This window comes from Curtobacterium sp. MCLR17_059 (genome assembly GCF_003234665.1).
Classification (GTDB): Bacteria; Actinomycetota; Actinomycetes; order Actinomycetales; family Microbacteriaceae; genus Curtobacterium; species Curtobacterium flaccumfaciens.
In genome coordinates this window covers 42,821-67,221 of record NZ_QKSU01000011.1, presented here as the reverse complement: position 1 = coordinate 67,221, position 24,401 = coordinate 42,821, and the positions used below count along the sequence as shown (strand labels likewise).

At 70.6% G+C, this 24,401-nt stretch carries 21 protein-coding genes and 2 tRNA genes; 11 read left to right on the top strand and 12 right to left on the bottom strand.

The window, feature by feature from the left end; all coding sequences use genetic code 11:
* The first annotated feature begins 21 nt into the window (after positions 1-21).
* On the top strand, positions 22-993 hold the full coding sequence (locus DEJ12_RS14650) for an endo-beta-N-acetylglucosaminidase H (RefSeq protein WP_111030541.1): 972 nt from the start codon (positions 22-24) through the stop codon (positions 991-993).
* Between the two features lie 236 nt (positions 994-1,229).
* On the top strand, positions 1,230-1,520 hold the full coding sequence (locus tag DEJ12_RS14645) for a DUF1905 domain-containing protein (RefSeq protein ID WP_111030540.1): 291 nt from the start codon (positions 1,230-1,232) through the stop codon (positions 1,518-1,520).
* A 23-nt stretch (positions 1,521-1,543) separates the two neighbouring features.
* Here the strand turns inward: DEJ12_RS14645 and DEJ12_RS14640 are convergent.
* Positions 1,544-1,617: transfer RNA gene (locus DEJ12_RS14640), tRNA-Gly, on the bottom strand.
* 54 nt (positions 1,618-1,671) lie between these two features.
* On the opposite strand from DEJ12_RS14640, the gene DEJ12_RS14635 reads away from it, so the two are divergent.
* The 5 genes from DEJ12_RS14635 to DEJ12_RS14615 all read left to right on the top strand — a co-directional run bounded on the left by DEJ12_RS14635 (position 1,672) and on the right by DEJ12_RS14615 (position 4,963).
* Positions 1,672-1,947, top strand: a complete 276-nt coding sequence (locus DEJ12_RS14635; RefSeq protein ID WP_111030539.1) for a hypothetical protein — start codon at positions 1,672-1,674, stop codon at positions 1,945-1,947.
* A 94-nt stretch (positions 1,948-2,041) separates the two neighbouring features.
* Positions 2,042-2,118 (top strand) — tRNA-Pro (locus DEJ12_RS14630).
* A gap of 53 nt (positions 2,119-2,171) precedes the next feature.
* Positions 2,172-3,479 carry a trigger factor gene (gene tig, locus DEJ12_RS14625; RefSeq protein ID WP_027464695.1) on the top strand — a complete coding sequence of 436 codons (1,308 nt, stop codon included), beginning with the start codon at positions 2,172-2,174 and terminating at the stop codon, positions 3,477-3,479.
* A gap of 168 nt (positions 3,480-3,647) precedes the next feature.
* Positions 3,648-4,277, top strand: a complete 630-nt coding sequence (locus tag DEJ12_RS14620; protein ID WP_035807635.1) for an ATP-dependent Clp protease proteolytic subunit — start codon at positions 3,648-3,650, stop codon at positions 4,275-4,277.
* Positions 4,278-4,303: 26 nt separating this feature from the next.
* Positions 4,304-4,963 (top strand): ATP-dependent Clp protease proteolytic subunit, encoded by a 660-nt coding sequence (locus DEJ12_RS14615; RefSeq protein ID WP_027464696.1) that lies wholly within the window; start codon positions 4,304-4,306, stop codon positions 4,961-4,963.
* 63 nt (positions 4,964-5,026) lie between these two features.
* On the opposite strand, the gene DEJ12_RS14610 is transcribed toward DEJ12_RS14615, so the two are convergent.
* Both DEJ12_RS14610 and DEJ12_RS14605 read right to left on the bottom strand, forming a co-directional pair.
* Positions 5,027-5,635, bottom strand: coding sequence for a copper resistance CopC family protein (locus DEJ12_RS14610; protein ID WP_181433089.1), 609 nt, complete (start codon positions 5,633-5,635; stop codon positions 5,027-5,029).
* Between the two features lie 50 nt (positions 5,636-5,685).
* Positions 5,686-6,414: a YcnI family protein gene (locus tag DEJ12_RS14605; protein ID WP_181433090.1), complete on the bottom strand. Its 729-nt coding sequence runs from the start codon at positions 6,412-6,414 to the stop codon at positions 5,686-5,688.
* Between the two features lie 236 nt (positions 6,415-6,650).
* Between DEJ12_RS14605 and clpX the strand changes: the two genes are divergently transcribed.
* Positions 6,651-7,931 carry an ATP-dependent Clp protease ATP-binding subunit ClpX gene (gene clpX / locus DEJ12_RS14600; RefSeq protein ID WP_017886000.1) on the top strand — a complete coding sequence of 427 codons (1,281 nt, stop codon included), beginning with the start codon at positions 6,651-6,653 and terminating at the stop codon, positions 7,929-7,931.
* A 117-nt stretch (positions 7,932-8,048) separates the two neighbouring features.
* Here clpX and DEJ12_RS14595 read toward each other — a convergent pair whose 3' ends face one another.
* Complete coding sequence (locus tag DEJ12_RS14595) at positions 8,049-10,073, bottom strand: M3 family metallopeptidase (protein ID WP_111030536.1); 2,025 nt, start codon at positions 10,071-10,073, stop codon at positions 8,049-8,051.
* A 227-nt stretch (positions 10,074-10,300) separates the two neighbouring features.
* Positions 10,301-10,882: a TetR/AcrR family transcriptional regulator gene (locus DEJ12_RS14590; RefSeq protein WP_027464700.1), complete on the bottom strand. Its 582-nt coding sequence runs from the start codon at positions 10,880-10,882 to the stop codon at positions 10,301-10,303.
* Between the two features lie 122 nt (positions 10,883-11,004).
* Here DEJ12_RS14590 and DEJ12_RS14585 point away from each other — a divergent pair, with 122 nt between their 5' ends.
* The gene (locus DEJ12_RS14585; protein WP_111030535.1) at positions 11,005-11,844 is read left to right on the top strand and encodes an alpha/beta fold hydrolase; all 840 of its coding nucleotides are present in this window, start codon (positions 11,005-11,007) and stop codon (positions 11,842-11,844) included.
* Positions 11,845-12,002: 158 nt separating this feature from the next.
* Here DEJ12_RS14585 and DEJ12_RS14580 read toward each other — a convergent pair whose 3' ends face one another.
* Both DEJ12_RS14580 and valS read right to left on the bottom strand, forming a co-directional pair.
* Positions 12,003-12,254 (bottom strand): hypothetical protein, encoded by a 252-nt coding sequence (locus DEJ12_RS14580; RefSeq protein ID WP_027464702.1) that lies wholly within the window; start codon positions 12,252-12,254, stop codon positions 12,003-12,005.
* Positions 12,255-12,319: 65 nt separating this feature from the next.
* Positions 12,320-14,914 carry a valine--tRNA ligase gene (gene valS, locus DEJ12_RS14575; protein ID WP_258370559.1) on the bottom strand — a complete coding sequence of 865 codons (2,595 nt, stop codon included), beginning with the start codon at positions 14,912-14,914 and terminating at the stop codon, positions 12,320-12,322.
* 288 nt (positions 14,915-15,202) lie between these two features.
* Here valS and proP point away from each other — a divergent pair, with 288 nt between their 5' ends.
* Positions 15,203-16,768 (top strand): glycine betaine/L-proline transporter ProP, encoded by a 1,566-nt coding sequence (gene proP / locus DEJ12_RS14570; RefSeq protein ID WP_250897950.1) that lies wholly within the window; start codon positions 15,203-15,205, stop codon positions 16,766-16,768.
* A gap of 150 nt (positions 16,769-16,918) precedes the next feature.
* Here proP and DEJ12_RS14565 read toward each other — a convergent pair whose 3' ends face one another.
* The 4 genes from DEJ12_RS14565 to DEJ12_RS14550 are packed head-to-tail and all read right to left on the bottom strand — an operon-like array spanning position 16,919 to position 22,171.
* Positions 16,919-18,658, bottom strand: coding sequence for an ABC transporter ATP-binding protein (locus DEJ12_RS14565; protein ID WP_111030534.1), 1,740 nt, complete (start codon positions 18,656-18,658; stop codon positions 16,919-16,921).
* Positions 18,655-19,554 carry an ABC transporter permease gene (locus DEJ12_RS14560; protein ID WP_111030533.1) on the bottom strand — a complete coding sequence of 300 codons (900 nt, stop codon included), beginning with the start codon at positions 19,552-19,554 and terminating at the stop codon, positions 18,655-18,657. The genes DEJ12_RS14565 and DEJ12_RS14560 overlap by 4 nt, the downstream gene beginning before the upstream one ends.
* Positions 19,551-20,546: an ABC transporter permease gene (locus DEJ12_RS14555; protein ID WP_111030532.1), complete on the bottom strand. Its 996-nt coding sequence runs from the start codon at positions 20,544-20,546 to the stop codon at positions 19,551-19,553. Before DEJ12_RS14555 ends, DEJ12_RS14560 begins: the two co-directional genes overlap by 4 nt.
* Positions 20,547-20,551: 5 nt before the next feature.
* On the bottom strand, positions 20,552-22,171 hold the full coding sequence (locus tag DEJ12_RS14550) for an ABC transporter substrate-binding protein (protein ID WP_111030531.1): 1,620 nt from the start codon (positions 22,169-22,171) through the stop codon (positions 20,552-20,554).
* A 32-nt stretch (positions 22,172-22,203) separates the two neighbouring features.
* Here DEJ12_RS14550 and DEJ12_RS14545 point away from each other — a divergent pair, with 32 nt between their 5' ends.
* Entirely contained in the window at positions 22,204-22,803 is a 600-nt protein-coding gene (locus DEJ12_RS14545) for a TetR family transcriptional regulator (RefSeq protein WP_027464707.1), read from the top strand.
* Between the two features lie 345 nt (positions 22,804-23,148).
* Here DEJ12_RS14545 and DEJ12_RS14540 read toward each other — a convergent pair whose 3' ends face one another.
* Complete coding sequence (locus DEJ12_RS14540) at positions 23,149-24,171, bottom strand: cation diffusion facilitator family transporter (protein WP_111030530.1); 1,023 nt, start codon at positions 24,169-24,171, stop codon at positions 23,149-23,151.
* Between the last annotated feature and the right edge of the window lie 230 nt (positions 24,172-24,401).

Sequence of the window (24,401 nt, the reverse complement as noted above, 5' to 3'; positions counted from 1 at the left end):
TCCCACCCAAGGAGGAACCACATGAAGCAGTCCACGAAGTTCAGCATCGCGACCGCACTGGTCGCCATGCTCGCGGCACCACTGGTGCCCGCCGCAGCATCCGCGGCGCCCTCCTCGTCCGGGGCCGGCCACGGGCACGGACACGGATCGTCCCACGGCGGCGGGCACGGTCATGGCCACGGGCACCACGCTGCGCCCACCAAGTCGGGGCCGACGAGCATCGCCTACGTCGAGGTGAACAACGACGAGCTCGCCAACGTCGGGCGGTACACGCTGGAGAACGGCGCGAACGCGTTCGACGTGGCGATCATCTTCGCCGCGAACATCAACTACGAGGACGGCAAGGCGGTCCTGTACAACAACGAGAACGTGCAGCGGACCCTCGACCAGGCGGCCACGCAGATCCGCCCGCTGCAGGCCAAGGGCATCAAGGTGACGCTCTCGGTGCTCGGCAACCACCAGGGCGCCGGACTGGCGAACTTCCCGACGAAGGCCGCGGCGCGGGACTTCGCGGCGCAGGTCTCGGCGACGGTCAAGAAGTACGGACTCGACGGCGTCGACCTGGACGACGAGTACTCGGACTACGGCGTGAACGGCACCCCGCAGCCGAACCAGCAGTCCATCGGCTGGCTCATCAGTGCCCTGCGTGCGGACATGCCGCGCAAGATCATCTCGTTCTACGACATCGGCCCGTCCTCCGATGCCCTGAAGACCGCGAACCCGTCGATCGGCGGGAAGCTCGACTACGCCTGGAACCCGTACTACGGCACCTACACGGCGCCGACGATCCCGGACCTGCCGAAGTCGAAGATCTCCGCCGCCGCGGTCGACATCCAGAACACCCCGCAGGCCACGGCAGTGTCGCTCGCGCAGCGCACGAAGGCCGACGGCTACGGCGTCTTCATGACGTACAACCTGCCGGGAGGCGACGAGTCCTCCTCCGTCTCCTCCTTCACCAAGGTGCTGTACGGACAGGCCGCGTCGTACCGCTGACGCGTCCGTCCTGACAGCGGCTCGCGCCCCGTGCTCCCTGGCTCCGGCCTGGAGGCACGGGGCGCGTCCGTCGTCCGGGTCCCGCTGGGCGGGGGGAGAGGTAGGGGAGGCACCAGTTCCTCCTCGCGAATGACGGTTCCGGTTCGCAGACCCCGGCGATCGTGAACCGGAACCGTCATCCACCGAGAACGAATCCCGACCCGGCGCGCTCGACGCCGCGGCCGTACGATCGCCGCATGGAGCTCGAGTTCCGCGGCGAGGTGATCGAGTGGCGCGGCCCGTCACCGTTCTTCTTCGTCGTCGTGCCACCGGACGTCGCCGAGGTCATCGCCGACCTCGCGCCGGTGCTCACCTACGGGTGGGGTGTGATCCCGGCCCGCGTGACGATCGGCTCGGTGACGTGGACGACGTCGCTGTTCCCGAAGGACGGCGGCTACCTCGTGCCGTTGCGTGCGGCGGAGCGGAAGCGTGCCCGGGTGGAACTCGGCGACTCCCCGGAGATCACCCTGGAGTTCGCCGACCCCTGACGCGCGTGCGCCGAGGGGTTCTGTGGAGGGGATGACGGGAATCGAACCCGCGTAGCCAGTTTGGAAGACTGGGGCTCTACCATTGAGCTACATCCCCGCGCCTGCGCACCCGGCGCAGCCCGACCATCGTAGCGGACGAACGAGCACCGACATGCCGACGCGCGTCATCCCGAAGCCGGACGCCGGTGCCGAGCGCACCATCCGCTGGTCGCGGGTGGTCTCGTACGTGCTGGTGGTCCTCGCCGCCGCGGTGCTGTCCCTGCGTCCCGACCTGTTCGGTGACCCGCAGTCGCAGCCCGCGCACGCACTGCTGCACGTCGGGCGGATCGTCGTCGGGCTGCTGCTGGCGGTGGCTGCCCTCGGGGTCCAGGTGGCCGTCGGGATCCGGTGGCGGCGGGGTCTGCGACGCGCCGCGGAGGACGACTGAGCAACCCCCGGGAACAGCGCGCCGTCGGACCGCTAGACTCACCGGGGTCGCATGCGCCCCTCGGCGTGCGCGGCTGATCCCTGGCACGAAGCAACGGGGCGTAGCTCAGCTTGGTAGAGCGCCCGCTTTGGGAGCGGGAGGTCGCAGGTTCAAATCCTGTCGCCCCGACCAGGTCCTCCGAGCACCACCGACCACACGAACGTCAACCAACAGGAGAACATCCCTTGGCCACCAGCACCGTCGACAAGGTGAGCGACACCCGCGTCAAGCTCACCGTGAACGTGACGCCGGACGATCTCAAGCCGAGCATCGACCACGCCTACAAGCACATCGCCGAGCAGATCAACATCCCCGGCTTCCGCAAGGGCAAGGTCCCGCCGGCGATCGTCGACCAGCGCGTCGGCCGCGGCGAGGTCCTGAACCACGCCGTCGGTGACGCCATCGACAACTTCTACCGCCAGGCGGTCGAAGAGCAGGAGCTGCGCATCCTCGGCCGTGCCGAGGCCGACGTCGCCGAGCTGCCGAACGTCGCGGACTTCACCGGCGACCTCGTCCTCACCTTCGAGGTCGACGTCCGCCCCGAGTTCGACCTGCCGGACTACTCCTCGTACGAGCTCACCGTCGACGCCGTCGAGGTGTCGGACGACGAGATCGAAGAGGAACTGCAGAACCTCCGCACCCGCTTCGGCACGCTCGTGACGGTCGACCGTCCGGCGAAGACCGGCGACTTCGCGCAGATCGACCTCACCGCCAGCATCGGCGACGACGAGGTCGACTCGGCCACCGGCGTCTCCTACGAGATCGGCTCCGGCGACCTGCTCGAGGGCATCGACGAGGCGCTCGAGTCCCTGACCGCCGGTGAGTCGACGACCTTCGAGTCGAAGCTCGTCGGTGGCGACCGCGAGGGCGAGACCGCTCAGATCGCCGTCACCGTCACCGCCGTCAAGGAGCGCGAGCTCCCCGAGGCCGACGACGAGTTCGCCCAGATCGCCAGCCAGTTCGACACCATCGACGAGCTCAAGGCCGACCTGAAGGAGCAGATCGCGAAGTCCAAGACCTTCGGTCAGGGCGCCGCGGCTCGCGACAAGCTCGTCGAGAAGCTCACCGAGGACGTCAACATCCCGATCTCGGAGCAGCTCATCGCCGACGAGGTGCACCGTCACCTCGAGCAGGAGAACCGCCTCGAGGACGAGGAGCACCGCAAGGAGGTCTCCGAGTCCAGCGAGACCGCCTTCCGCTCGCAGATCCTCCTCGACGCGATCGCCGAGAAGGAAGAGATCCAGGTCTCGCAGGAGGAACTGACCCAGTACCTCATCCAGGCCGCCGCGCAGTACGGCATGGAGCCGGCCGAGTTCATCAAGGTCATCGACCAGAACGGCCAGATCCCCGGCATGGTCGGCGAGGTCGCCCGTTCGAAGGCGGTCGCGACCGTCCTGTCCAAGGTGACCGTCAAGGACACCAACGGCGACGCAGTCGACCTGTCCGCCTTCACGGCGGGCGTCGCGCAGGAGCCGGCAGGGGACGCCGAGTAACGATCTCGACGCCACCAGTACGACAGACGGGAGGCACGGTGCCAGCTGGCACCGTGCCTCCCGTCCGTCGTTTCCGCACCTTCGCATTGCCGACAGCGAACAGACGAGAACTGGTGCGTTGCACCCGATAAGTTCGACAACAAGCGACAACTGAACGGGAGCTTTTCCATGGCCGAAGCAACACTGAACCCCAGTGTTTTTGACCGCCTTCTGAGAGACCGGATCGTGTGGCTCGGCTCCGAGGTCCGCGACGACAACTCGAACGAGATCGCAGCCAAGCTGCTGCTGCTCGCCGCCGAGGACCCCGAGAAGGACATCTACCTCTACATCAACTCGCCCGGTGGTTCGATCACCGCCGGCATGGCGATCTACGACACGATGCAGTTCGTCCCGAACGACATCGTCACCGTGGGCATCGGCCTCGCCGCGTCGATGGGACAGTTCCTGCTGTCCTCCGGCACGCCCGGCAAGCGCTACATCACGCCGAACGCGCGCGTGCTGCTCCACCAGCCGTCCGGTGGCTTCGGCGGCACCGCTGCCGACATCCAGACGCAGGCCAAGGTCATCCTCGACATGAAGCAGCGCATGGCGGAGCTCACGGCCGAGCAGACCGGCAAGTCGGTCGAGCAGATCCTCAAGGACAACGACCGCGACAACTGGTTCACGGCGCAGGAAGCGCTCGAGTACGGCTTCGTCGACCACCTCCGCGCCTCGAGCGCCGAGGTCATCGGCGGTGGTGGCACCGTCGGCGACGGCGAGACGCCCACCAGCGCAGCCGAGCCCGACGCCCAGTCCTGATCACCACCGAAGAAAAGGAAACGAGAATGCATCTCCCCATGCTCGGTGGCGCGCAGAACGTCCCGGCTCCGTCCAATCGGTACATCCTGCCGAGCTTCGAAGAGCGCACGGCCTACGGCTACAAGCGCCAGGACCCGTACGCCAAGCTGTTCGAGGACCGCATCGTGTTCCTCGGCGTGCAGGTCGACGACGCGTCGGCTGACGACGTCATGGCCCAGCTGCTCGTGCTCGAGTCGATGGACCCCGACCGCGACATCGTGATGTACATCAACTCGCCCGGTGGCTCGTTCACCGCGATGACGGCGATCTACGACACGATGCAGTACATCCGTCCGCAGATCCAGACGGTCTGCCTCGGCCAGGCTGCCTCGGCCGCGTCGGTGCTGCTCGCCGGTGGCACCCCAGGCAAGCGCCTCGCGCTGCCGAACGCCCGTGTGCTGATCCACCAGCCCGCGACCCAGCAGGGTGGCGGTCAGGCGTCCGACATCGAGATCCAGGCGGCGGAGATCCTCCGCATGCGCACCTGGCTCGAGGAGACGCTGTCGAAGCACTCCAACAAGACGCCGGAGGAGATCAACCACGACATCGAGCGCGACAAGATCATGTCCGCGCAGGAAGCCGTGGAGTACGGCCTGATCGACCAGGTCCTCACCAGCCGCAAGAACCTGCCGGCGCTCGTCAAGTAGCACCAGCAGGAACGACGAAGGCCCCGCACCGAACGGTGCGGGGCCTTCGTCGTTGCGTTGCGGCTAGTCGTCGGAGTCGTCGGACTCCGGGGCCGGCTTGCGGCGCAGGAGCAGCAGCACCGCGACGACCACCCCGACCAGTACGACGCCACCGGCGCCGATCCAGATCGCGTCGGACGCCGCCGAGTCACTCGATCCCGAGGCGGTGCCGGTGGTGGTGTCCGAGCCGGCGTCGTCGTCACCGGCGGTGGCGCAGGTCGGGGGCTTCGCCGCGCCGGCGGCCGGAGTGAAGCCCGACGGTGCCTTCCACGTGAAGGGGTACTCGTCGGACACGGTGTGCCCGTCGGCGGAGACGATCTGCCACTCGACGGTGTACTTGCCGGAGTCGCCGAGTGCGGCGGCCGTGGTCATCGACGGCCCCTCGACGTCGACGCAGCCGTCCTCGTAGTACTTGCCGTCCGGGCCGACGATGCGGAACGCGAACCCGGACCCCGAGTCGCCGATGTCGAGCAGCTTGTCGTTCGTCGTGATGTCGAAGTTCTCCGGCAGCTCGGTCAGGGTGCCGCCGACCTCCGGGTCGGACGAGATCAGGTAGTTGTGCGCGCTGGCCGGACCGGCGAGCCCGAGGACCGCGCCACCGGCGATCGCGACGGCCGCGGCGGACCCGGCCACGAGCCTCCAGGCAGAGGACCGAGGCCGGGACCGACGCGAGCCGCGCTGCGTCACTTGGCGGAGCTCCGACGACGCGTGCCGGCGACGGCGACGACCAGGGCGACGGCGCCGAGCACCAGGCCGCCGAGGCCGAGGAAGCGACCGACCAGGTCGGGGTCGCTCGAGGCGGTCGAGCCGGCGGCCTCGGCCGTCGGGGTGGCGGCGATCGGGTCGCCGTCGTCGTCCGTCGCCTCGGCGGCGGTCAGCGTGATCGAGGGTGCCGGGTGCTCGGGCTCGGCTTCGCCGGCCTTCTGCTCCTGGTTCCACTCGACGCTGCCCTTCTCGCAGGTCTGGATCGCGGGGAACTCGACCAGGTCGCCGGCCTTGCCGTCCGGCAGTGAGAACGAGAGCGCGAAGGTGTCGCGCTCGTCGGCGGGCAGGGGGGTCTTCGCGGTGTACGTGACGCTGGTGACGCGCTCGGCGGCCGTCTCGGCGTGGTCCTCGTCGGATGCCGAGGCCGAGGGGTCGGTGTAGGGCTCGGTCGCCTTCGTGATCGTCCAGTTCGGGTTCACGGTGGGCGTGACCTCGATGACGGACTCCGGCACCTGGAACTGGATCTTCGTCGTGGGGGAGCCGTCGCAGCCGTGCGGGACCGAGAAGGTCGCCGTGGTGTACGAGTTCGCTGCGGTCGACGTGGCCGTGGCGGACACGTGCGCGCTGGCCGCCGTGGCGCTGCCGAGGACGATGACGGCTGCGACACCGAGGGTGACGGCGCCGCCGGCGGCGAGACGCTTCTGCATGGGGTTCCTTCCGGGGTGGTTCTGCACCTGCTGTTCTACAAGATGTAGAGAAGTCCGGATCACCGTAGCAGGCTCGCACGCCCTGGGCGAACGCGCGGGCGGATTCCGGAGGGGCATCGCGGTCGGTGTCACCGGTTGCGGTTAGGCTCGTGTCCACGACGAGGTGCCCACCAGCAGCGGTGCACCAGCGGTGGTGCGACAGCGCGGCCGGCATGTCCAATCAGGGAGGCACGGGAATGGCACGCATCGGAGAGAGCGGCGATCTCCTCAAGTGCTCGTTCTGCGGCAAGAGCCAGAAGCAGGTCCAGCAGCTCATCGCCGGACCGGGCGTCTACATCTGCGACGAGTGCGTCGAGCTCTGCAACGAGATCATCGAGGAACGTCTGGCCGAAGCCGGCGAGGACACCTCGAGCGGGGACTTCGAACTGCCCAAGCCGCGGGAGATCTTCGACTTCCTGCAGGAGTACGTCATCGGGCAGGACCCGGCGAAGCGCGCCCTCGCCGTGGCCGTCTACAACCACTACAAGCGCATCCGTGCGCAGGGGCAGATCACCGCCGCCGAAGACCGCGACGACATCGAGATCGCCAAGTCGAACATCCTGCTCATCGGCCCGACCGGCTGCGGCAAGACGTACCTGGCGCAGACCCTGGCGAAGCGCCTCAACGTGCCCTTCGCCGTCGCGGACGCCACCGCCCTGACCGAGGCCGGCTACGTCGGCGAGGACGTCGAGAACATCCTCCTCAAGCTCATCCAAGCCGCCGACTACGACGTGAAGCGTGCCGAGACCGGCATCATCTACATCGACGAGGTCGACAAGATCGCCCGCAAGGCCGAGAACCCGTCGATCACCCGCGACGTCTCGGGCGAAGGCGTGCAGCAGGCGCTGCTCAAGATCCTCGAGGGCACGGTCGCCTCGGTCCCGCCGCAGGGCGGCCGCAAGCACCCGCACCAGGAGTTCATCCAGATCGACACGACGAACGTGCTGTTCATCGTGGCGGGTGCGTTCGCCGGGCTCGAGGACATCGTGTCCTCGCGCGTCGGCAAGCGCGGGATCGGCTTCGGGGCACCCCTGCACAGTGCGACCGACCACCAGGACCTGTACTCCGAGGTGCTGCCGGAAGACCTGCACAAGTTCGGTCTGATCCCCGAGTTCATCGGTCGTCTGCCCGTCGTCACCACGGTGTCGCAGCTCGACCAGGCGGCGCTCATGCAGATCCTGACCGAGCCGAAGAACGCGCTGGTCAAGCAGTACCAGCGGATGTTCCAGATCGACGGCGTCGAGCTCGAGTTCGACCAGGGTGCGCTCGAGGCCATCGCGGACCTCGCGGTGCTGCGCCAGACGGGTGCCCGCGGGCTCCGGGCGATCCTCGAAGAGGTCCTCGGCCCGGTGATGTTCGACGTCCCGTCCGACGACGACGTCGCCCGAGTGGTGATCACCCGCGAGTCCGTGCTCGAGAACGCGGCGCCGACGATCGTGCCGCGGCCTCGGGCCAAGCGCGTCGAGAAGTCGGCGTAGCCCTCCGGAACCAGCGAACGGACACAGCACCACGGGATTCCGTGGCGCTGTGTCCGTTTCGTGGTGCGGTGCGGTGCGGTGCGGTGCGACGGCGCTCGGCGGCCTGCGCCGGCGCGCCTACTCGAGCCCGCGGCGCCGCAGCAGCGGGCCGACGTCGGCGTCGCGGCCGCGGAAGTCCCGGTACGCCTCGAGCGGGTCCTTCGCCCCGCCGACCCCGAGCAGACGCTCGGCGAACCGCTTGCCGGCCTCCCGGTCCAGCCCGCCGTTGTCGCGGAACCACTCCACCGTGTCGGCGTCGAGCACCTCGGACCAGATGTACCCGTAGTACCCGGCGTCGTACCCGCCCGAGAACGTGTGCGCGAAGTACGTCGACGAGTAGCGCGGCGGCACGGCCTCGACCGCGATGCCGGCGGCGGCCAGGGCGTCCCGCTCGAAGTCCTCGACGGACGTCACCGCTGCGGCGTCGGCTGCCGACAGCCGGTGCCACGCCTGGTCGAGCAGTGCTGCGGCGAGGTACTCGGTCGTGCCGAAGCCCTCGTTGAACCCCTCGGACTCGCTGAGCCCCAGGACGAGTTCGGGCGGCAGGGGTGCTCCGGTCTCGTGGTGCTTCGCGTAGTTCGCCAGCACGGACGGCCACGACAGCCACATCTCGTTCACCTGGCTCGGGAACTCGACGAAGTCCCGCTCGACGTTCGTGCCGGAGAACCGCGGGTAGGTGGTGCGGGCGATGAGGCCGTGCAGGGCGTGGCCGAACTCGTGGAAGAGCGTCTCGACCTCGTCCTGGATGAGCAGGGTGGGGGAGCCGGCGGACGGCTTCGCGACGTTGAGGTTGTTGACCACGACGGGCAGGGTGCCGAGCAGCTCGGACTGCTCGACGACCGGGTTCATCCACGCGCCGCCGCGCTTGCCGTCGCGCGTGTAGAGGTCGAGCAGGTACAGCCCGACGGGCTCGTCGTCGTCGCCGGTGACCTCGAAGACCCGGACCTCGTCGTTGTAGCCGTGGAGGTCCGGGCGCTCGGTGAAGCTCAGACCGTACAGGACACCGGCGGCGTGGAAGACCCCGTCGTGCAGGACCCGGTCGGCCTCGAAGTACGGGCGGAGCGCGGTGCTGTCCGCGGCGAATTGCTCGCCACGCAGGATCTCGGTGGCGTACGCCCAGTCCCACGACTCGATGTCGAACCCGACCGTGCGCGATCGGACCGCGCGTTCGTCGTCGGCGTTCCGGGCGGCGGCGCCGACGAGTGAGGACAGCAGCCCGTCGACGGCCTCGGGGGTCTTCGCCGTCTCGTCGGCGGTGACCACCGCGGCGTGGTTCGGGAACCCGAGCAGCTCGGCGCGCTCGGCCCGCAGCCGGACGATGCGCAGCAGCACCTCGCGGTTGTCGTACTCGTTGCCGCGACGACCGCGGGCGAGCGAGGCGCGCATGATCCGCTCGCGCAGGTCGCGGTTCGCCAGCGAGGACAGCCACGGGTGTCCGGTGTAGAGCGGCAGCGTGATGAGCCAGCCGTCGAGGCCCCGGTCGGCGGCAGCGGCGGCCGCGGCGGACTTCGCCCCGTCGTCGAGCCCCTCGAGCTCGTCCTCGTTCGTCACGTGCACGGCGGAGGCGTTGGTGTCCTCGAGCAGGTTCCGCTCGAAGGTCGTCGTGAGGGTCGAGAGCTCCTGGTTGATCGCGGTCAGGCGCTCCTTGCCCGCGTCGTCGAGGCCCGCGCCCGCCAGGGTCATCTCGGCGTGGGTCCGTTCGACCAGGCGCAGCGCCTCACCGGTCAGCCCGGCGGCTTCGGCACCGTCGAGCACCTCCTGCACGCGGGCGTACAGACGGGAGTCGAGCGTGATCGCGTCGCGGTGGGCGGCGAGGAGCGGGGAGACCTCGGCCTCGAGGTCGTGCAGCTCCGGCGTCGAGTCGGCCGACGACAGCGTGAAGAACACGTGGCTGACGCGGGTCAGCAGCTGCCCGGATCGCTCGAGTGCGACCAGGGTGTTCTCGACCGTCGGGGCGTGCGGGTCGGTGGCGATGGCCTCGACCTCGGCGCGTTGCTCGGCCATGCCGGCCTCGAACGCCGGTCGGTAGTGCTCGAGTCGCACGTCGCCGAAGGGCGGCAGGGCGTAGGGGAGGGTGCTCGGGACATCGAACGGGGTTGCCATCTGCCCACCCTATTCACGGGTGCCGGAGTCCGTTCCTTCCCATGACGCCCGGACTGGGAAGCGGAATCGGGCGTCCCTGGTCGAAAGAACGTACCCGGTACGCCCGGAACGACCAGGGACGCCCGGAACGACCCGGCAGGCGCACCCGCGCCCGGCGCGACCCACAGACGGACTGGAGGCCCGTGGCGGCGCCGCCACGGGCCTCCAGTCCGCATCGCGGTCGCGTGTCAGCGCATCGCGGCGTCGATCAGGGTCACCGCGGCACGACGCGCGTGCGCGGCCGGCGCCGTGGTGCCGGCGATGGCCGCGGTGGTCTGCGCGCCCTCGGCGAGCAGCGCGAGCTGCGCGGCGAGTTCCTCGGCGTGCTCGGGGTCGGCGACGACCTCGGCGGTGAGCCGCTGCACGAACTGCTGGAACGAGTCCTTGTGCTCACGCGCGATCTCGGCGACCGCGGGCGAGGTCGCACCGAGCTCGCCGAACGCGTTGATGAACCCGCAGCCGCGGAACGTGTCGTCGCCGAACCACGACTCCAGGAAGTCGTAGACCGCCAGGAGCTTGTCGCGCGGGCTGGCCGCAGCCTCGACCGCGCCGTGCACGCCCTGCTCCCACATGTCGTGGCGGCCGGCGAGCACCGCGGCGATGAGCTGCTCCTTGCCGGGGAACGCCGCGTACAGCTTCTTGAGGGAGACCCCGGCGCCCGTGCGGATCTCGTCCATCCCCACGGACTGGATACCGCGCGTGTAGAACAGCTGGTCCGCGACCTCGACGATGTGTGCTCGGACGTCCGGCTCGACGGTGCTGGTGGCCATGTGTGTACCCCGTTCCCTGAGTGTTCACCGTTCTCGAGTTGCGCTGGGAACGGGCGTTCTCTACTGTAGTCCACATCGGCAGAGAACGATCGTTCTCCGCGATACTCAGGGAAGGAACGATCATGGGTGCCATCACCGTCGGAACCGAGAACAGCGTCGACATCGAACTCCACTACGAGGACAAGGGCCAGGGGCAGCCGATCGTGCTGATCCACGGCTTCCCCCTCGACGGCAACTCGTGGGAGGGGCAGGTCCCGATGCTCCTCGAGGCCGGCTACCGCGTCATCACGTACGACCGCCGTGGCTTCGGCCAGTCCTCGCAGCCGTCCACCGGCTACGACTACGACACCTTCGCCGACGACCTGCACACGGTCCTGACGACCCTCGACCTGCGCGACGTGATCCTCGTCGGCTTCTCGATGGGCACCGGCGAGATCGCCCGCTACATCGGCCGCCACGGTGAGGACCGGATCGCGAAGGTCGCGTTCCTCGCCTCGCTCGAGCCGTTCCTCGCCATCACCGACGACAACCCCGACGGCGCCGGCCCGATGTCGTTCTTCGAGGGCATCGCCGCCGACGTGGCGAAGGACCGCTACGCGTACTTCACGAACTTCTACCAGGACTTCTTCAACCTGTCGGAGAACCTCGGCACCCGCATCTCCGAGGAGCAGGTCCGCAACGCCTGGAACATCGCGGCCGGCTCCGGCTCGATCGCGTCCGCCGCAGCACCCCTGACCTGGCCGACCGACTTCCGCCAGGACATCCCGAAGGTCACCGTCCCCGCCCTGATCGTGCACGGCACGTCGGACAACATCCTCCCGATCGACGCCACCGGCCGACGCTTCACCCAGGCGCTGCCCGCGGCGGAGTACGTCGAGATCGAGGGCGCCCCGCACGGCCTGCTCACCACGCACACCGCCGAGGTGAACGAGGTCCTGCGCACCTGGCTCGCCGAGTCCTGATCCCTCGGCGATCACGCGGGCGCTCCCCGGCGGGGGCGCCCGCATCGTGAGCACAAATGGTCGGGTTCCCACCGGGGACCCGACCATTTCTGCACTCCAAGCGCCGCGCAGCGAGCGGCGCGCGCCGCGCAGCCCGCAGCGCGCCCCCGCGCCGCGCGCTAGTCCTCTTCGCCCGCGTCGTCGGGGTTCGTCACCTGGGCGTGCCCGAGCGCGTCGAGGTGGATCGAGGTGCCGTCGTCGAGCTCGACGATCGGCTTGCCCTCCAGGAACGTCAGCGTCCATCCCCACGTCGCCGTGTCGACGGACTCCGCCGCCAGTTCGTCCTCGACCCCGCGCACGGCGACGACCATCGTCTCGGGCAGTCGCGCAGGCGGCTCCCCACCCACGTTCCAGCGTGTGCCCAACTGCATCCGTGCCTCCAGTCCGGTGGTTGACGGGCCGGGTCACCAAGGCGACCCGGCCCGGACAGCCGACGTTACGCCTGCTGTTCCTCGAGCTCGATCTCGGTGACGGCGAGCTCGTCGCCGTCGACGAACGACAGGTTCTCGATGCGGCCGACGGCCGCCAGGTCGACCGCCGCGCGCTCGATGAGCACCCGCGTCTCGGCGGGCGCCGCGACGACCGCACGCGTCACGGGCGTCTTCTGCGAGGCCTTCGCCGCCGTCTTCGCGCCGCGGATCCCGATCAGCGCCTGTCCGACGGCCGCGAGCAGCCCGGTGGGGGCCGCGTCGGTGGGCAGGTCGGCCGCGGTCGGCCAGGAGGCCCGGTGCACGCTGGTGTCGTGGGTCCAGGCCCACACCTCCTCCGTCGCGTACGGGAGGAACGGTGCCAGCAGGCGGAGCAGCACGTCGATCGCGCCGCGCAGCGCCAGGACCGCGCTCGCCTGCGTCTCGTGCGTCGCGTCGGACGCGGTGCCGTAGGCACGCTCCTTCACGAGCTCGAGGTAGTCGTCGCAGAACGTCCAGAAGAAGCGCTCGGTGATCTCGAGGGCACGCGCGTGGTCGAACCCGTCGAACGCCGCGGTGGCCTGCTCGACGACGGCACCGAGCTCGGCGAGCATGTCGACGTCGAGCGCCTCGGTGACGCTCGTGGCGCCCTCGGGCAGCGGGAAGCCGTAGACGAACTTCGCCGCGTTGAGCACCTTGATCGCCAGACGACGGCCGACCTTGATCTGCTTCGGGTTCTGCGGGTCGAAGGCTGCGTCCGTGCCGAGCTTGGACGAGGCCGCCCAGTAGCGGACCGCGTCGGCGCCGTGCTGCTCGAGGATGGACAGCGGCGTGACGACGTTGCCCTTCGACTTCGACATCTTCTTGCGGTCGGGGTCGACGATGAAGCCGGAGATGGAGGCGTGCTTCCACGGCACCACGTCGGCCTCGAGCTGGCTGCGGAGCACGGTCGTGAACAGCCACGTGCGGATGATGTCCTGCGCCTGGGGGCGGACGTCGTACGGGTACACCAGGTCGTAGAGCGCCGGGTCGGTCTCCCACTTGCCCGCGAGCTGCGGGGTCAACGATGAGGTGGCCCAGGTGTCCATGACGTCGAGTTCGCCCTGGAACCCGCCGGCCACGCCGCGCTGGTCCTCGGTGAAGCCGGGGGCGGGCTCGGAGGCCGGGTCGACGGGCAGCTGCGCCTCGGTCGGGACGATCGGCTGGTCGAACACCGGGTTGCCGTCGGCGTCCAGCGGGTACCAGACGGGCAGCGGCACGCCGAAGAAGCGCTGGCGCGAGATGAGCCAGTCGCCGGACAGGCCACCGACCCAGTTGTCGTAGCGGACGCGCATGAAGTCCGGGTGGAACGCGATCTCCTCGCCGCGCTGGCGGAGCGTGCTCTTCAGCTGCTCGTCGCGCGCACCGTTGACGATGTACCACTGGCGGGTCGACACGATCTCGAGGGGCTTGTCGCCCTTCTCGAAGAACTTCACCGGGTGCTGGATGGTCTTGACGTCACCGATCAGCTCGCCGGACTCCGTCAGCGCGTCGACGACGACCTTCTTGGCCGAGAACACGGTCTTGCCGGCCATCTCGGCGTAGAGCTCCCGGCCCGTCGCGGACTCGATCCAGGCGGGCTCGTCCGAACGCACGCGGCCGTCGAAGCCGATGATCGCGCGGTTCGGCAGCTGCAGCTCGCGCCACCACACGACGTCGGTGGTGTCACCGAAGGTGCAGACCATCGCGATGCCGGCACCCTTGTCCTTCTGCGCCAGGTGGTGTGCGAGCACCGGGACCTCGACGTCGAACAGGGGGGAGCGGACGGTGGTGCCGAAGAGGTCCTGGAACCGCTCGTCGTCCGGGTGGGCCACCAGGGCGACGCAGGCGGGCAGGAGCTCCGGGCGGGTGGTCTGGATGACGACGTCGTCGCCACCGTCGGTGCGGTGGAAGGCGATGCCGTGGTACGCGCCGGGCATCTCCTTGTCCTCGAGCTCGGCCTGCGCGACCGCGGTGCGGAAGGTGACGTCCCACAGGGTCGGGGCGTCGGCCTGGTAGGCCTCGCCGCGCTCGAGGTTGCGCAGGAACGCGCGCTGGGCGCTCGCCCGCGAGGTGTCGTCGATCGTGCGGTACGACTGGGTCCAGTCGACCGACAGCCCGAGCGTGCGGAAGAGCTCCTCGAACTGCTGCTCGTCCTGCACCGTCAGGCGCTCGCACAGCTCGATGAAGTTGCGGCGCGACACGGGCAGCTGGTCGGCGGCCTTCGAGGACTTGCCGTCCCCGCCCTCGAACGGCGGCGTGAAGTCGGGGTCGTACGGCAGCGTCGGGTCGCAGCGGACGCCGTAGTAGTTCTGCACACGGCGCTCGGTGGGCAGACCGTTGTCGTCCCAGCCCATCGGGTAGAAGACGTGCTTGCCGCGCATGCGCTCGAACCGGGCCTTGAGGTCGGTGTGCGTGTACGAGAACACGTGCCCGATGTGCAGCGAGCCGGAGGCGGTGGGCGGCGGGGTGTCGATCGACCAGACGGCGTCACGGTGACCGGCGGCGTCGCGGTCGAAGCGGTAGGTGCCGTCCTGCTCCCAGACCGGCCCCCAGACCTGCTCCAGTCCGTCGACGCTCGGCTTCTCGGGCATGGGCTTGGTCATGGGTGTGCCTTCCGTACGTGTGTGCGGCACCGAGTCCGTGATGAGGTGCCTGAGTGTTCCGCGCCTGACGCGCGGTGCCCCAATCGTAGCGGCCGCGCACGCGTACGCAGGCGGACGAACCGGTCGGACGCGGCCATCACCGAGCAGCGCCTAGCACACCGAACTGTCGGACACGCCCGGAGCCTGCTAGTCTTCCTGGGTTTGTCCGGCGAGCGCAGGGTTCGCAGGAGCTGCAACGTCGCCGTCCGCCGGACGCCCGAAGGAAGCACCGCACCCCGGAGGAACGACTTGGCACCGAACAACGCACCCCACCCGCACGGCGATCGGCCGTTGCGCACGAAGGGCGCCGCGAAGCGCGCTCGTCGCGATCTGACGAAGGACGACGTCACCGTCGTCGAGGAGTCGCTGCTCAAGCGTGCCGTCGCGGCTGCCGCGCTCGGCAATGCCATGGAGTGGTTCGACTTCGGCATCTTCGCGTACCTGACGGTCACCATCTCGCAGGTGTTCCTGCCGCAGGGCGACCCGGCCGCGAACATCGTCGCCACGTTCGGCTTCTTCGCCGCAGCGTTCATCGTGCGCCCGATCGGTGGTGCTGTGTTCGGCCCGATCGGCGACAAGATCGGCCGCCAGAAGGTCCTCGCGCTGACGATGATCCTGATGGCCGCCGGCACGCTCATGATCGGCCTGATCCCGTCGTACGACACGATCGGCTTCTGGGCCCCGGTCCTGCTGCTCGTCGCCCGCTTCGTGCAGGGCTTCTCGACCGGTGGTGAGTACGGCGGCGCCGCGACCTTCATCGCCGAGTACTCGCCCGACAAGCGCCGCGGCTTCATGGGCTCGTGGCTCGAGTTCGGCACCCTCGCCGGCTACGTGCTCGGCGCCTCGATCGTCACCGGCCTGCAGTTCGGCCTGTCCGAGGACGCCCTGCTCAGCTGGGGCTGGCGCATCCCGTTCATCATCGCGGGCCCCCTCGGCCTGATCGGCCTCTACCTGCGCCTCAAGCTCGAGGAGACCCCGGCGTTCCAGAAGCAGCAGGAGCAGGCCGCCGAGCGCGAGGGCCAGAAGACCCCGTTCCTCAAGCTCTTCGCCGAGAACTGGCGCTCGCTCATCATCTGCATCGGTCTGGTCCTGGTCTTCAACGTGACCGACTACATGCTGCTGTCGTACATGCCGACCTACCTCGAGCAGAACCTCGGCCAGAACGCCACGTTCGGCCTGATCCTCATCGTCATCGTGATGCTGCTCATGATGGTCGTCATCACGTTCGGCGGTCGACTGTCCGACCGGTTCGGGCGCCGTCCGGTGCTCGCCGCCGGCTGCATCGGCTTCATCCTGCTGTCCTGGCCGGCCCTCAAGCTGGTCCAGACCGGCACCGGAGTCGGCGTCTTCGCGGGCCTGCTGATCCTCGGCGTCGTGCTGGTCACGTTCACCTCGACCATGCCGTCGACGCTGCCCGCGCTGTTCCCGACGATCATCCGCTACGGCGCCCTGGCGATCGCGTTCAACGTGTCCGTGTCGCTCTTCGGCGGGACCACCCCGCTCGCGACCGCCGCGCTCATCAACGCCGCGAAGGACGCCGGGTACGGCTGGGCCGAGGACATCCCCGCGTTCTACCTGATGCTCGCCGCCGTGATCGGCCTGGTCGCGGTGTACTTCACCAAGGAGACCGCCGCGAGCCCGCTCATGGGCTCCGGTCCGACGGTCGGCTCCGAGGACGAGATCGCCGGCGTCATCGAGGACTACAACGACCCGACGTCGGAGCTCGCGCAGTCCGACTGGGCGAAGGACTTCTCGACGAGCGAGATCCCGATCATCTCGGCCGACGCCGCCCAGAAGGAACCCTCCGGTTCCTGACCACGGGGCCGCCCCGCGGCAACCCGGCCAGGAGGCCCGGTGCACGTTCCGTCTCGGAACGCGCCCCGGGCCTCCTGGCCGTTGCCGGGCCGTCGGTGACGTCACGCGCGCAGCGACAGTCCACGGGTGCGAGCGCGCGTGGAGTGTCGCTCAGCCCGCGAGGTCGGCTGCGGTCCCCGCTGCGGGGCCCGCTGCCAGCCGCTCCGCGGCGTGCAGCAGCCGCGCGGTCACCGGGTGCGCTGGGCGCGCGAAGACCTCGGCGGCGGGGCCGTGCTCGACGACCGCGCCGCGGTGCACCACGAGGACGTCGTCCGCCATCCGCCGGACCGCCCGGAGGTCGTGCGACACGAACACCATCGCCACCCCGGTCTCGTCGCGGAGCCGTTCGAGGAGCCGCAGCACGGCGTCCTGCACCGTGGCGTCGAGGGCGGTCACCGGCTCGTCGAGCACGATCACCTCGGGGTCGGTCGCCAGCGCACGGGCGATCGCGAGCCGCTGTCGTTGCCCGCCGGACAGGGTGCGGGGGGAGCGGGACCGCAGCACGGGGTCGAGGTCGACCTGCCGCAGGGCCGCGTCGACCCGGTCGCCGAGCGCACCGCGCGCCCGCCGTTCGTCACCGCGTGAGAACGCGTCGGCGAGGACGCGCTCGACGTTCCACCGTTCGTCGAACGTCGCGCCGGGGTCCTGCACGACGGCCGCGACCCGGTGCCGGCGGGGGCGTCGCTCGCGCTCGGGCAGCGGGACCCAGGGTTCGTCGTCGAGCGTGACCGTGCCGGCGTCGGGTGTCTCGAGCCCGAGGAGCATCCGCGCGAGCGTCGTCTTGCCCGAGCCCGAGGCGCCGATCACCCCGAGCACCCGGCCGCGTTCGAGCCCGAACGACACGTCGTCGACCGCGAGCACCCCGTTGTACTCCCGCGAGAGCCCCTGCGCCGCGAGCATGTCCCTCGCACCGTGCGAGGTTGCCCGCTCGGTGCCGCGGCTGCCGATCGGCGCACGGTGCGGAGTCGTGCGGTCGGTGCGAGGTTGGCCGCTCGGTGCATCGTCAGACGGCTGCACGGAGCCATCGACCTCGCACCGGTCTGCGAGATCGGCACCGTGCGCCGGCGCGGGCGCAGCCGCCGCGGCAGCACCGGCAGCACGCACCAGCGCCCGGGTCGCGGGGTGGGTCGGCGCCGCGAAGACCTCGGCGACCGCACCCTGCTCGACGATCCGGCCCTCGTGCACGACGGCGACCCGGTCGGCCCACCCCGCGACGAGCCCCAGGTCGTGCGTGATGACGAGCACTCCGGCACCCCGGGTCTGCGCCGCCCGCAGCTGTTCCATCACGGTGACGGCGACCCCGGCGTCGAGGGCCGTCGTCGGTTCGTCGGCGACCAGCAGCGCGGGGGACCCGACGGTCGCCGCGGCGATGAGGGCCCGCTGTCGCATCCCACCAGACAGTGTCCCGGCGAGCTGGCCGTCGGTCGCGGTGTCCGGGTCGAGGCCCACCGCGGTCAGTGCGTCGCGCACGGCGTCCACGCGCTCGGCCGCACGCATCTCGGTGTGCAGGCGGAGGCTGTCGGCGACCTCGCGCCCGACGGGACGCAGCGGGTCCAACGCGCCCAGGGCCTCCTGGCCGACGTAGCCGACCCGCGATCCCCGCAGCCGACGCCACCGCCGGTCCGTGTACCCGTCGACGTCGACGCCGTCGACCGTGAACACGTCGGCGTGCACGGCGGCGCCGGGCGCGGACAGGCCGAGCACGGCGCGGGCGGTGACGGTCTTGCCGGAACCGGACGCCCCGACCAGGGCGACGCACTCGCCGGCGTCGACGAGCAGGTCGACACCGTGCACGATCGGGGTGCCGCCGATGGCGACGGTGAGCCCGCGGACGTCGAGGACGGCGCTCACCGCGCGGCCCCGGTCCGTCGGATCGCCCGGCCGAGCACGGTGACGGCGGTCGCGAGCACCACGATCGCGAGTCCGGGGAAGGTGCTCATCCACGGCGCGGTCTGCAGGTAGGTGCGACCGTCGGCGAGCATCGCGCCCCACTCCGGCGCGGGCGGGGGCGTGCCGACGCCGAGGTAGCTCAGCGCCGAGGCCCACACGACCGCCTGCCCGACGCCGAGCGTGGCGACGGCGACGACGGGCCAGAGCGCCGTCGGCAGCACGTGCCGGACCACGGTGCGGGCGGGGGAGCGGCCGAGCAGCACCGCCGTCTCGACCACCTGCGAACCCCGGGCCGCGCGGACCAGGCCGCGCACGATCCGGGCGTAGCCGGGAGCGGTCGCGAACCCGACCGCGAGCACCGCCGGCACCGGGCCCGGACCGGTCACGGCGATGACGACCAGGGCGACGAGCAGCAGCGGCAGGGCGAACGCGACCTCGGTGACGCGGCCGATGACGGCGTCGAGCAGGCGTCCGAGTCGTCCGGCCCCGGCCCCGAGCCCGGCGACGACGCCGAGCAGGACGCCCACGCCGCCGCCGATCAGGGTCGCGGCGACGCCGACGACGAGCGATGCCCGGGTCCCCGCGACCACCCGCGCCAGGACGTCGCGTCCGGACTCGTCGGTGCCGAACGGGTGCGCACCGCTCGGCGCGGCCAGGGCATCTGCGGGGTGCACCGCGAGCGGGTCCCCGCCGCCGAGCAGGGCGGGCCACGCCGCCGCCACGACGGCGACCAGGACGACCACCCCCGCGGCGATGCCGCCGGCGCCGAGCGTCCCCCCACGGACGCGCTCGGTGCCGGCGGCGGTCTGGTGGCCGGGCGCTCCGGTCTGGAGGCCCGGGTCGGCGATCCCGCTCACCGCGCGCCCGCCGGGCGGCCGGGTCCACGGCGTTGCGCACCACCGGGGCGCAGGGCCGCGTTCCGTGCGGTGCTGCGCGGGTCGACGGCACGCTCGACCAGGTCGGCCACGGCGAGCACGACGACGTACGCGGCCGCCGACACCATCGCGATGCCGGCGACGAGCGGCATGTCCCGCTGGGTGACGGCGGTGACCAGGGCACGGCCGATGCCGGGCAGGGCGAACACGGACTCGACGACCACCGCTCCGGAGACGAGCGACCCGAAGGCCCACGCGGACAGCGCGATCCCGGGCAGGGCGGCGTGCCGGAGCAGGTGCCGTCCGAACAGGCCGAGGCGGGTCTCACCCCGGCCCCGGGCGGCGAGTGCGAAGGCGGAGCGCTGCGCGTCGACCACGCCGTCGCGCACGGTCTCGGCCAGGTACCCGGCGACCGGCACGGCCACGGTCAGCACCGGGAGTACCCAGCCGCGCGCGGTGCCGTCACTGACAGCCGGCACCCACCCCAGGGACGTGGCGAACACCACGATGAGCACGCTGCCGAGCCAGAAGTGCGGCATCACGCTCGCGGTGACGCTCAGGGCGCTGGTGAGCCCGGCGGCGATCCGGCCGCGTTGCGTCGAGGCCCACGCGGCGACGATCGCGAGCACCCAGGCGACGACGAGGCCGGCGACCGCGAGCGTCAGCGTGACGGGCAGCTGCTGGGCGAGGAGCGTCGCGACCGGGGTGCGGAAGGCGTACGAGTCGCCGAGCTGCCCGGATGCCAGGCGTCCGAGGAACACCGCGTACTGCACCAGGACCGGCTGGTCGAGGCCGTACTCGTGGCGGACCTGGGCGACGGCCTCGGCTGACGCCTGCGAGCCCGGTCCGCCCAGGATCGCGAGCGCCGGGTCACCGGGGATCAGCCGGATCGCGACGAAGACGATCGTCGCGACGGCCCAGAGCACGCCGATGCCCCCGGCGAGCCGCCGGACGGCCCACCAGACCCATCGCATCCGTGTCAGCGGTCGATCCAGGCGGTGCCGAACCAGGGCGTCGAGACCGGGGTGGTCCGGATGCCGTGCACGGCCGAGCGCACCAGGAAGTGGTTCTGCTGGTCGTACAGGGGGAGCACCGTGTCGCTCGCCAGGATCGTCTTCTGGGCCTGCTCGTACAGGTCGGCGCGCTCGTCGGCGTCCGAGGTGCGGGCGGCCTGCTCGAGCAGCCGGTCGACGGCGGGGTCGTCGAGCTGGGCGAGGTTCGCGAAGTAGCCCGACGGTGCCGGTTCGATGCTCGCGCTGTCGTACAGGATGCGCAGGACGTCGGGGCCGACCTTCGTGTACGGGGCGCTGACGACGTCGTACTCGTTCGCGGCGAGGGCGGCGTACCAGCTGGACAGGTCGAGTTCGTCGAGCACGACCTTGAACCCGACGGCCTTCTCGGACGCCTGGATCTGCTGGAACAGGCTGCGCTCGGCCGGCACCGACTGGTTCGTCGAGACGGGGAACGTCACGGTGAGCTGCTGGCCGTCCTTCTCGCGGATGCCGTCGGACCCGACCTTCCACCCGGCGTCGTCGAGGAGCTGCTTCGCCTTGATGGGGGAGTAGTCGAACCGGCTCTTCTCCGAGTACGCGAGCGGCTCCGCGCTCGAGAGCACCGAGTACGAGCGCTTCGCGGTGCCGAGGAACAGCGACTGCAGGCCGGGGTCGATCTCGGCACCGGCGATGAAGGCCTGGCGCACCGCTTCGTCACGGAAGACCCCGTGCCCGGAGTTCAGCTCGAGCCGGTTCGAGGCGCCGGGGCGCGGGGCGTCGAGGTCGCGGATGGCGCCCTTCGCCGACGCGGCCTTGAGCTGGTCGGGCTGGGCGTTGTCGATCACGTCGACCTGGCCGGACTGCAGTGCGGCGTAGCGCGAGGTCGAGTCCGGCAGGAACCGCCACGTGATGCCGGACAGGCGCGGCTTCGTGGCGCCCCAGTAGTCGGTGTTCTTCGTCAGGGTGACGCGGTCGCCGTGCTTCCAACCGGTGACCTCGAAGGGGCCGGTGCCGACGGGGGACTCGCAGTTCGTCGCCTGCTTGCGCTCGAGCGCCTTCGGGGACTCCATGCCCACCCAGGGCTGCGAGAAGGACTCGAGCAGCGCGCTGTCCGGCCGGCTCAGCGTCAGCGTGACGGTGCGCTCGTCGGTGGCGGTCGCCTTCGTGATGGACTGCAGCGCCAGGTAGCCGGTGCTCGAGGCGGTGGCCGGGTCCTGCACGTGCTCGATGTTCGCGACGACCGCGGCGGCGTCGAACGGGGTGCCGTCGGTGAAGGAGACGTCGTCACGCAGGGTGAACGTCAGGGTCTTCCCGTCGTCGCTCGTGCTCCACTTCGTCGCGAGCTCGGGCGTGGGCTTGCCGTCCTCGAGCCCGACGAGCTCCTCGATGTACTGCGTCGCCAGGAGTGCCTGCGGGTAGTTGCCGCCGACGTGCGGGTCGAGGCAGGTCGGTTCGGCGTCGCCGGAGGCGTAGGTGAGCGTGCCGCCCGCGACCGGGGTGCTGCTCCCGGTGCTCGTGCCCGGTCCGCTGCAGGCAGCGAGGACGAGCAGGACCGCCGAGGCGCCCGCGACGGCGGTGAGGGTTTTCTGTACTGAGTCCAAGATCATGGCTGACCGAGTCTAGCGGTTTACTGGGGCCCATGGACGAACCGATCCGCCGCGGTGGCCGACCCCGACGCTCGAGCGCCGAGGTGCTCGCGGACGCCGCCGCCGAGCTCTTCCTCGAGCAGGGGTACGGACGCACCACGGTCGACCAGATCGCCGCCCGCGCCGGGGTCAGCCGTGCGACGTTCTTCAACTACTTCCCGGCGAAGGCCGACGTGATGTGGCTCGAACTCGACGCCGCCGTCGCCGGGCTGCCCGGGTACCTCGCCGCGTCGACCGAGCCGAGCGTCGTCCGTGCCGTTGAGCAGGCGCTCCTCGCGGCAGCCCGTGCCCACGACCCCGAGCGGGTGCCGTGGGCCGTCGCGCAGGCCGAGGTCATGGGCATCGGGCCCGAACTGGTGGCGGGCGTCGCGGTCCGGGTGACAGCGCAGCACGAGGCCGTCGCCGCCTTCGTCGCCGGCCGCACGGGGGAGCAGCCGCGCTCGCTCTGGCCGCAGACGGTGTCCGGCGCGATGCTCGGTGCCGCCGCCGCGGCGTTCGGGGTGTGGGTCACCGACGGGGTCGGCCGCCGTGCGCTCGTCGAGTACGTCGCGGCAGCGCTCACCCCGGTGGTCGCGGGCCTCGACGCCCGCTGACACGCCGGCGTCTTCGCGCGACGCCGCCTCGACGGCGAGACGCCGTTGAATCCTGCGGCGTCTCGAGCACATGGCGGCGTCTTGCTGACACGCCGGCGTCCCACGGGCCGCGCGCGGGGCGGTGGACGTGACGGGCGGCGGACGGGAGGCCCGTGGCGGCCTGGCACCGCGCCTCCCGTCCGACGCTCTGTCGCCCACTGAACACGCCGGCGTCTTCACATGACGCCGCCTCGACGGCGAGACGCCGCCTTATCCAGCGGCGTCTCGAGCACATGGCGGCGTCTTGCTGACACGCCGGCGTCTTGCGATACGAACTCCGCCGCCGCCCGCGCGCCCAGTCGACGCTCACTCCGTGCGCAGGGTCCCCGCGCCACCGGAAGCCACGTCCGAAGCCGTCCCGTCGCGCACGACCTCGGGCACGTCGCCGTCGGTCGGCACCAGCGACTCGTCGCCCGGGTAGCTCAGGGTGAGGACGGCCTCCTCGATGTACGGGCTGTCCTCGAGCGACTGCTCCACGTCACGCAACCGCACCGCCACGTGCTCCTCGGTCTCGTTGCCCGTCAGGTCGACGGCCGCGACGAGGTACACCCGCGACGGCCCCACGAACTCCAGGTGCAGGTAGGTGACCCGCTCGACCTGCGACCGGCCCAGCAGCTCGACGAGCACCGCGTTCTCGAGCTCCGGGGACGTGCTCTCGCCGAGCAGGAACCGGCGGTTGCGGTCGATCAGGACGATCGCGACGACCCCGAGCAGCACACCGATCGCGATGGAGCCGAGCGCGTCGAAGACCGCCAGCCCGGTGACCTGGTGCAGGAACACCCCGAGGAACGCCACGACCAGGCCGATCAGCGCCGCCGCGTCCTCGGCGAACACCGCGCGGAGCGTCGGGTTCGACGACTGCAGCACGTGCCGCAGCACCGGGACCTTGCGCTTCGTCGCGGCGCCGTGCGCCTGCCGGTACGCCTGCAGGAAGCTCGTGCCCTCGAGCAGGAACGCGACCCCGAGCACCACGTAGTTGAGCACGACGTCCTCGGCCGGCCCGGTGTCCCCGAACTCCGAGATGCCGTGGTAGATCGACACGATCGCACCGGCAGTGAACAGACCGAACGCGGCGAACATCGACCAGATGTACGTCTCGCGTCCGTACCCGAGCGGGTGCGCGGTGTCCCGCTTCTTGCCGCCCCGTCGTTCCGCGACGAGCAGGAAGACCTCGTTGCCGGTGTCCGCCCACGAGTGCGCCGCCTCGGCCACCATCGAGGCCGAACCCGAGACGAGCGAGGCGATCGTCTTCGCGATCGCGACGAGCAGGTTCGCCCCGAACGCGATCAGGACGGTGACGAGTGACTCGGGGCGTTCTTCTGCGGGCATCACTCAAGCATGCTCCCGTCCGGTAAAGTCGTGTTCCAAGAGCGTCGATCCGGCCATCACCGGGGAGCTTCCGGAAGAACACGGAGCGCACCAGCGCCTCCGTCAGTAGAACCGGGCGGGTTCGGGACCGTCACCACCCCCGACACAGAGTGGTCGCACAGCGCACGTTGGGCGGCAAACGAGGTGGTACCGCGGAACCTGTTTCCGTCCTCGTGGAGATCGAGCGAACC

Bases quoted from the DNA above. Each gene is read 5' to 3' on its own strand.
- DEJ12_RS14555 (WP_111030532.1), bottom strand. From the start codon at position 20,546: ATGCGATGGGTCTGGTGGGCCGTCCGGCGGCTCGCCGGGGGCATCGGC.
- DEJ12_RS14615 (WP_027464696.1), top strand. From the start codon at position 4,304: ATGCATCTCCCCATGCTCGGTGGCGCGCAGAACGTCCCGGCTCCGTCC.
- DEJ12_RS14605 (WP_181433090.1), bottom strand. From the start codon at position 6,414: ATGCAGAAGCGTCTCGCCGCCGGCGGCGCCGTCACCCTCGGTGTCGCA.
- DEJ12_RS14550 (WP_111030531.1), bottom strand. From the start codon at position 22,171: ATGATCTTGGACTCAGTACAGAAAACCCTCACCGCCGTCGCGGGCGCC.
- DEJ12_RS14585 (WP_111030535.1), top strand. From the start codon at position 11,005: ATGGGTGCCATCACCGTCGGAACCGAGAACAGCGTCGACATCGAACTC.
- valS (WP_258370559.1), bottom strand. From the start codon at position 14,914: ATGACCAAGCCCATGCCCGAGAAGCCGAGCGTCGACGGACTGGAGCAG.
- DEJ12_RS14590 (WP_027464700.1), bottom strand. From the start codon at position 10,882: ATGGCCACCAGCACCGTCGAGCCGGACGTCCGAGCACACATCGTCGAG.
- DEJ12_RS14645 (WP_111030540.1), top strand. From the start codon at position 1,230: ATGGAGCTCGAGTTCCGCGGCGAGGTGATCGAGTGGCGCGGCCCGTCA.
- clpX (WP_017886000.1), top strand. From the start codon at position 6,651: ATGGCACGCATCGGAGAGAGCGGCGATCTCCTCAAGTGCTCGTTCTGC.
- DEJ12_RS14635 (WP_111030539.1), top strand. From the start codon at position 1,672: ATGCCGACGCGCGTCATCCCGAAGCCGGACGCCGGTGCCGAGCGCACC.
- DEJ12_RS14580 (WP_027464702.1), bottom strand. From the start codon at position 12,254: ATGCAGTTGGGCACACGCTGGAACGTGGGTGGGGAGCCGCCTGCGCGA.
- DEJ12_RS14620 (WP_035807635.1), top strand. From the start codon at position 3,648: ATGGCCGAAGCAACACTGAACCCCAGTGTTTTTGACCGCCTTCTGAGA.
- DEJ12_RS14545 (WP_027464707.1), top strand. From the start codon at position 22,204: ATGGACGAACCGATCCGCCGCGGTGGCCGACCCCGACGCTCGAGCGCC.
- DEJ12_RS14540 (WP_111030530.1), bottom strand. From the start codon at position 24,171: ATGCCCGCAGAAGAACGCCCCGAGTCACTCGTCACCGTCCTGATCGCG.
- DEJ12_RS14595 (WP_111030536.1), bottom strand. From the start codon at position 10,073: ATGGCAACCCCGTTCGATGTCCCGAGCACCCTCCCCTACGCCCTGCCG.
- DEJ12_RS14650 (WP_111030541.1), top strand. From the start codon at position 22: ATGAAGCAGTCCACGAAGTTCAGCATCGCGACCGCACTGGTCGCCATG.